This is a genomic window from Fibrobacterota bacterium (assembly GCA_019509785.1).
Classification (GTDB): domain Bacteria; phylum Fibrobacterota; class Fibrobacteria; order UBA11236; family UBA11236; genus Chersky-265.
On sequence record JAEKLQ010000007.1, the window covers coordinates 1 to 6792 of the forward strand.

6 protein-coding genes and 2 rRNA genes are annotated in these 6792 nt (G+C 59.8%); 5 read left to right on the forward strand and 3 right to left on the reverse strand.

The genetic code is table 11. From position 1 onward, the window contains the following. From JF616_00200 to JF616_00220, 5 genes are all read left to right on the forward strand, one after another. A 23S ribosomal RNA gene (locus JF616_00200) occupies positions 1-118 on the forward strand; the annotation flags it as partial. Positions 119-333: 215 nt separating this feature from the next. Continuing rightward, a 5S ribosomal RNA gene (rrf, locus tag JF616_00205) occupies positions 334-449 on the forward strand. Between the two features lie 189 nt (positions 450-638). Then, positions 639-1169 (forward strand): putative metal-dependent hydrolase, encoded by a 531-nt coding sequence (locus JF616_00210; protein MBW8886149.1) that lies wholly within the window; start codon positions 639-641, stop codon positions 1167-1169. Positions 1170-1391: 222 nt separating this feature from the next. After that, on the forward strand, positions 1392-2231 hold the full coding sequence (locus JF616_00215; protein ID MBW8886150.1) for a TIGR02147 family protein: 840 nt from the start codon (positions 1392-1394) through the stop codon (positions 2229-2231). Positions 2232-2239: 8 nt separating this feature from the next. After that, positions 2240-3784, forward strand: coding sequence for a carboxypeptidase regulatory-like domain-containing protein (locus JF616_00220; protein ID MBW8886151.1), 1545 nt, complete (start codon positions 2240-2242; stop codon positions 3782-3784). 6 nt (positions 3785-3790) lie between these two features. Here JF616_00220 and JF616_00225 read toward each other — a convergent pair whose 3' ends face one another. From JF616_00225 to JF616_00235, 3 genes are all read right to left on the reverse strand, one after another. Continuing rightward, positions 3791-4390: a hypothetical protein gene (locus JF616_00225; protein ID MBW8886152.1), complete on the reverse strand. Its 600-nt coding sequence runs from the start codon at positions 4388-4390 to the stop codon at positions 3791-3793. A 184-nt stretch (positions 4391-4574) separates the two neighbouring features. Then, a complete protein-coding gene (locus JF616_00230) occupies positions 4575-6326 on the reverse strand; it encodes a hypothetical protein (GenBank protein ID MBW8886153.1) in 1752 nt (583 codons plus the stop codon). A gap of 91 nt (positions 6327-6417) precedes the next feature. After that, positions 6418-6792, reverse strand: a 375-nt coding sequence (locus JF616_00235; GenBank protein ID MBW8886154.1) for a hypothetical protein, incomplete at its 5' end; no start/stop codon positions are given.

The following is a 6792-nucleotide window of genomic DNA, read 5'->3' on the forward strand; positions in this document are numbered from 1 at the left end:
CCCGTGGGACTTGATCCCCTTGAAGACCCGATGTAGACTACGTCGTCGATAGGTCGCAGATGGAAGCGGAGCAATCCGTGGAGTCGAGCGATACTAATAGGTCGTATGGCTTTAAAAATTCTAGGTCCATCTTCGGATGGGCCGTGAGTTGCACTTTGATGGTCCGGCAAGACGTACGCTGCGGTTTACCGCGACGGTGTCCTGCGCCCAACAAAAGGTATCGAAGCTTTTGATTCTGATAATGACTGATTAACAAATGCTTGAAATTGTGGAGAAACCGCTTAGCGGTTCTCCAGGGAATCGGCGAAGCCGACTCACTTTGCCCAGAAATTCCCTGGTGTATACAGCTTGAGGGCCACACCTGTTCCCATCCCGAACACAGAAGTTAAGCCTCAACGCGCCTATGGTACTGCGGTCTTGTGCCGCGGGAGAGTGGGTCTATGCCAGGGTATAACTCGATAACTCGCTCCGAAAGGAGCACGAACGGCCATCCCGAAAGGGGTGGCCGTCTTCGTTTCTACCCTCTCCGAAAGAGGCGCGAACGGCCATCCCTAAGGGGGTGGCTTTTTTCGTTTTACCGCGGCGAATCTACTTTGTGTTCCTTACCATTGGCGGCAGAGCCGGAAAGGAAGAGGAGCATGGAGAGGCCGGAATTGGAAATCTTGCAATACCCGATTGGAAGGCATAAGGGACCGGCATGGTTTGATCGTCGGGAGTTGGAGAAGGGGATCGAATCGATTTCGGTATTGCCCGGGCAAGTACGCGCCATCGTATCCGGCCTTCCCGATGCCGACTTGGAGAAGCGCTACCGGCCCGGGGGATGGAGCGTTCGTCAGCTCGCGTATCATCTGGCCGATAGCCACACCCACGTCTATATCCGCTTCAAGTGGACCCTTACCGAAGCCGAGCCGCTTATCAAGGCTTACGATGAGGCCCGCTGGGCGGAGCTTCCCGATGCCAAGGGCCCGGTGGGAATCGCCCTCGATGGCCTCGAATCCATGCACGCGCGTTGGATCGCCCTGATGCGGACGATGTCCGACGCCGATTTCCAGAAGGGTTTCATCCATCCCGAAACCGGCGGCCGCATGACCCTCTTCGACCGAGTGTCTTCGTACGCGTGGCACGGGAAGCATCACCTGGCGCATATCCAACTCGCTTTGCGGAAATAATAACGCGCGGCACGGGGGCGCGGGCGAGGCCAATGATCTTAGGGATCCGTTCTCAAAGAATTCTCCTACCGGATGGGGATGGGCCCTGGATTCTTGATAAAAGACCCTTGAATGCCATAAAAAACGCAGATTGGCATAAGCATCAGTTCTCAAGTTGAGAACGAAAAATATCTTCCGGATAAGGAAGGGAGAGGTGGCGCATGGTAGATTCCCTACTAGCCTATGGAACCCATCACCGCCTACGCCGATTACCGCCAGTACCTCCGTGATTTCCATGCGGAGCAGAAGCGCATCAATCCGCGCTATTCCCATCGCCTCTTCGCTCGCAAGGCATCGCTGGCCTCTTCGGGATTTTTCTCCGAAGTAGTCGCGGGCAAACGGAAGCTGACCCAAGCGACCGTCCTAAGGTTCAGCCAGGCGATGAAGCTGGGCGCCGCGGAACAGGCGTACTTCGAATGCCTGGTGGCTTTCAATCATGCCAAGACGGTCGAGGAAAAGAACCACCGCTATGCCCGCTTGATGGCGCTGCGCGGGACCCGCGTGGACATCGTCGGGGCCGAGCGCTACGAATTCTATCGCCACTGGTGGCATGCGGCGATCAGGGAGCAGATCAATTGCCGATCCGTGAAAGCGGAGTCCCAACAGGACTTCGCCGCGATGGGGCAAAGCCTCCAGCCCGCGATCAGCGCGGCCCAGGCCCGACGCTCGGTTAAGCTTCTCTTGAGGCTGGGCTTCGTCGAACGGAAGCCGGATGGATTCCTCCGGCAGACGAACCGTTTCATCTCGACCGGAAGCCTGGAGCCGAGCGCGCCCACCACCTTGGACGTGGACAATTTCCAATTGGCGATGCTGGACTTGGCCCGTAAGGCCCTGGATTCGCGGCCGCGATCGGAGCGGGATTTTTCCACGCTGACCTTATCCCTCTCCGCCGTCGGGGAGACCGCGGCCAAAGCGGAGATCGCCGCCTTGCGTAAACGCCTGTTGGCTTTGGCCGAACAGGATCGGAACGCCGACCGCGTCCGGCAATTCAACTTCCAATCCTTCCTTCTCTCAAAGATATGAGGCCCCCCATGCCGATGCGCCGCATTCCCATCCCTGGATCGAAAACCATTCTATTCATATCGGCCATCCTGCTCCTGATCGGTTGCTTGGGCGGCGGAGGATCCGGATCCGAGACCACGCTGGCGGGCGTCACCGGGAGGGTGGTGGATGCGCAAGGGCAACCGCTGGAAGGCGCCGCCGTGCACATCCGGCCGGAAGAGGCATTGTCCTCGGGGCGGCTGGGGACAGGAGGAACCGGGGACGACCCGGCGGCCGCATACACGAAAGCGGACGGAACCTTCTTGGTAGAGGGATTGGCGGCGGGGGATTACAACGTCGAGTGCCGCGCTTCCGGCGGCGCGGCCCTGCTCCAGGCCCACGTGAAAGACACCTTGGTCCATCTCCCGGATGCGGTGATCCGTCCGACGGGAGCCATGCGGGGCCGGATCGCCAAGCCCTCGGAAGGAGAACCGCGATTGGGGGGCGCGTACGTTTCCATTCCCGGGTTGCCCATCGGAACATTCGTGCAACTGATAGGCGTAACCGATTCATCTTTCGTTCTCGGCAATATCCCCGCGGGCGTTTATACGGTGGCGATCCTGCCTGGTTACGCGGATGATTTGGCCCGATTCAAGATCCTGGATATGCCGGCCATCCGGGTCGAACCCGGGGATACGACCGACCTGGGATCCTTGATCCTGCCGTTACGCGCCGGCCCGCAGGATTCCGCCTACCTACGGGACTCCGCGGCTTTCGCCGCCTGGGTACAGGCGAACGGGATAACGCAGGATCACGGCGGCATCATCACGAACGGGGTGAAGGGGAACCGCATCACCATGCTGTGGGAAATCGCGATCGCCTTGACCCGGTTGACGCCCGATATCGAAGCCTTGGACCAGGTGGATTACGTGAACTTCCAGGCTCCGGAAGATTCGGGCCGGTATACCTTGGCGGGCGCCGAGGAGCTAGGGCACCTGCATGCGCTCCGCACCCTGGGGTTATGGGAATACCGGTTGGAGGGCGATCTGGATTGGCTCCGGTCGTTGACGGAGTTGGAAGAGATTTCGATCGGGTTCGCGGGGCTGAAGACATTCCCCGTTGCGGTGGAAGAGCTTCCTTTCCTGCGGACGCTCATGCTCGATGGCGACTCCCTGGACGTCCTGCCCGCGTCCGTGGGCAAGATGAAACAGTTGCTTTACCTGGATCTGAGCCAATCGATCCTGGTCGATTTGCCCTCGGAACTCTCGGAATTGCGGAACTTGCAAGAGCTTCATTTGTACGGGAACCGGTTCGCTTCCCTGCCCCCGGCGGTGTTGTCCCTGCATAGCCTACGGAGGCTTACCCTCGCCGAAAACCGGCTCACGACTCTGCCGCGGGAACTCATGGCCATGCCCGCCCTGCGGGGACTCAACGTGCGCGGGAACCGGTTATGCGGCCTTTCCCAGGATTGGAAGGATTGGCTGAAGTACCAGGATTCCCTCTGGTACAGCAAGGAGGATACTTCGATTTACAAGTGGCCCAAGGGAACGCTTGATTCGGGTTGGGAAGCCGGCCAGCACTGCGCGGCGCCGTGATCGCCATCAACGCCTGACCGCGCATTGGTCATCGGGAACGGAGTCGCCTTCCAAGCCGGGCAAACCCTTGGAGCATGCCTCGAATCGATAGGCGCCTTCGTGGACGTGGCAATTCACGGCCGAGCAGGTCTCCAGTTTCGGGTTGAATTCGGCCCGCGCCCCGCCGAAGCGCTGGGGATTGCTCACCGTCGAATCGAAGACCACGTCGACTTGTCCGTTCATATGCGCCAACCCCGTCACCCATTCTTGCAATTCACCTTGAGCCGGAGGTAATCGTTGCGAGGGTATCGGATGGTGCTGCACGATAGTATCCACGCGGACCAATTTACCTGGTGGACGGACGCCCTTGAAATCGACCGAGGACCAAACGAAGCCCGCGGAATCCATATACAGGCTATCCAAAAGGATAACGGTCGTGCGTTGCAGGGAGGTAGCGTGGCAGTCGAGGCATGTGATAGGCCCGTTTACTTGCTTTACGTTCTCACCGGAAAAAAATACGAGATGGGTGAAGTGGTTGTCGTCGGAGAGCGAGTAGGGATGGCAACGGGAGCAGCCCATGCCGACGACCGGGTCGGGAAGGCGGGCGGTCAGGGATTCGGAGTCCACGCCTCGGAGGCAGGAACACAACAGGAGAACCATTGCATAGAGAGCGGGACGAATTATGGACATAGGTATCGGAAGCGACGACCCGAACTCGACGTCGATGCCGGGGACGCCGGACGGCGGGCCCTTCGGATGGTCCTTTTGGCCTCGATTAGAAGGCTTTCCATCCGGGGCCGCATGCCGGGTTCTATGGTTTGATACTGGAGCAGAGGATATGGGATGAAACCACGCCCTCGGGACCGCGCATGCGGGCCAAGACCAGGCCGGAGCCATAGGCGCCCTGGGTGGTGAATTCCGCGGGGCCGAAGCCTTTCTTGTTCTCGAGCACGCGCCCTTTCAGATCCAGGATCTCCAGGGAGAATGCGCCGACCTCCTCGACGGCGATGGACCAGCGTCCATCGGCGCCAGAACGGCTTGAGAAGCCCGGGGCCTTGGCGGGCCGATGCGAGGAAGGCTCGACGCCGGTTACGACGACCGGGGTTCCCGGGCCGAAGTCGTTCTGGGTGTACTCGGTTTCGTTGCTCCACAGCGACTCGTTGTTCGCGGATTTGATGTTGCTCAGCTTCATGTAGATCACGTACTTGGCTTTCATGCCGGTGACAGTCAGGGTCACCTTCATCTTATCCGCGCTGACCGTCGCCGCTGTCACCGCCAAGTTGGTCTCCGACGATTTGCCGCCTTCATAGGCCGCCTGCGGGGTGTAGTTATAGGTCTTGAGCGCATAATTCGCGGTAGTGCCGGCGGAAACCGGGTCCACGGGGGAAGTGAACTCGATTTCCATCGTGGTGGGGCCCATCGAGCGTACGGCAAGCATGTCGAAGAAGGATTTGCCGTTGGGGGTCAGGCGCTGCAGGCCGTAATTATGGCCGTTCCATCCCCAGCCGGTCCATTGGTCGGTTCCGATGCCGCCCAGGTAGTACGCGCCATCGGGTCCGATCACGATACGGTTGACGCCCGCCTCCAGGCCTCCCGTGAAGCGGAGCAAGGCGCCTTGGTATTCTCCATTCACCTTTTCCAGGAAGAGGCGGAAGAGGTTGCCGGAGGTGGGATCCCCTACGAGGACCTGGCCCTTGAAGATGCCCGTCGTCATCAAGACCGGTTGGGCGGGCGAATCGTAGATGATCCTGCCCTTATCCATCCACATCAGCGGTTGCGTGTAACCCGCGTTGGTGAAAGGCATCGGCGTCGGATTGGACTTCCTTACGCCGTAAAAATGCCCCTGCTGCATATGGAGCAGGTCGCACCTGGGCACCCAATTCCCCGAGTTATCGATGTTGAACATCTCGCCATCGGGTCCCCAAAAAAGGCCATTGGGCGTGCGCATGCCGCAAGCGAACAGGTCAAAGGAATCGGTCACGGCGGGTTTGCGGATCATCTTGGCGGGATAGCGAATGATGCAGCCCCGTTCATTGGCTTCGAATCCATCGTAAGGCCATCGGGTGGCAAGGCCCGTATAGAAGGTGCTGTCCTTGTAGATCAGGCCCAGGGCGAATTCGAGGTTCTGGGCATCGTTCTGGATGGTCAAAGTCGGGCCGATCTGGATCGGCGCATCGGCCTTACCGTCCTTATTCGAATCCGGCAAGTAAATGAGCCGATGCTTTTCCATGACGTAGATATGATCGTCCACCACCTTCAAACCCAGCACCTCGTTGAGGCCGGTCGCGTAGGTGGCGACCGTCACCTTGGAAGCATCGCCCGTCGTGACATTGGAGATCAGGTAGATCGAGCTGGTAGTCTTCCCAAAGCCCGTCCAGGATCCCATGACCAAGCGCCCATCGGACAGGAAGTCCATGGCGCCTACCTGCGGATTGAAGCCCGTAGGACGCAGGGTCTGCAAGGTAAATCCGGGATGGACGCCGGTAGTCTGGGCCCACAGCTGGGCGGCCGCGAAGAGCGAGGCCGCCGCTAGCGGCAACCCGGATCGGATAGTGGTTTTCATGCGTGCCTCCTTGGGATATTCATGTCCGGTTCAGGGCCATTGGATAAGGCGGGAGCCGGGTTTCAGGTTTTCATAAGACAGTTTTACGAAGTCATCGGCGAGGCCCGCGTGGACGGCCCAGAATTCGTCCAGCGATCCCTGGAAATATTCTCCGCTGCCGGCGGGGGCCCAGGCCGAAAGCTGTCGCGGGATCATTCGCGATACGCGCTCCGTCGACGAACAGGGTCTGCCCCTCGAGAGGGGAAAGACGCACGGCCACCTGATGCCAGGCCCCGTCGTCGTAGGCTTTCGACGTACCCAGGATCTTGAAAGAGGACTTGGTTGTCGGGGGTTTACCCGCGCTATCGGGCGGAAATACCCCGTAGTGCAAGGTGCCGTCCGGGTAGAGATGCAGCAAGCGGTCCCAGTAGGCGGCGCGGCTGGTATCCTTGTCGGCGAATTCGAAGATGCGGCCGCCCAGGCCATG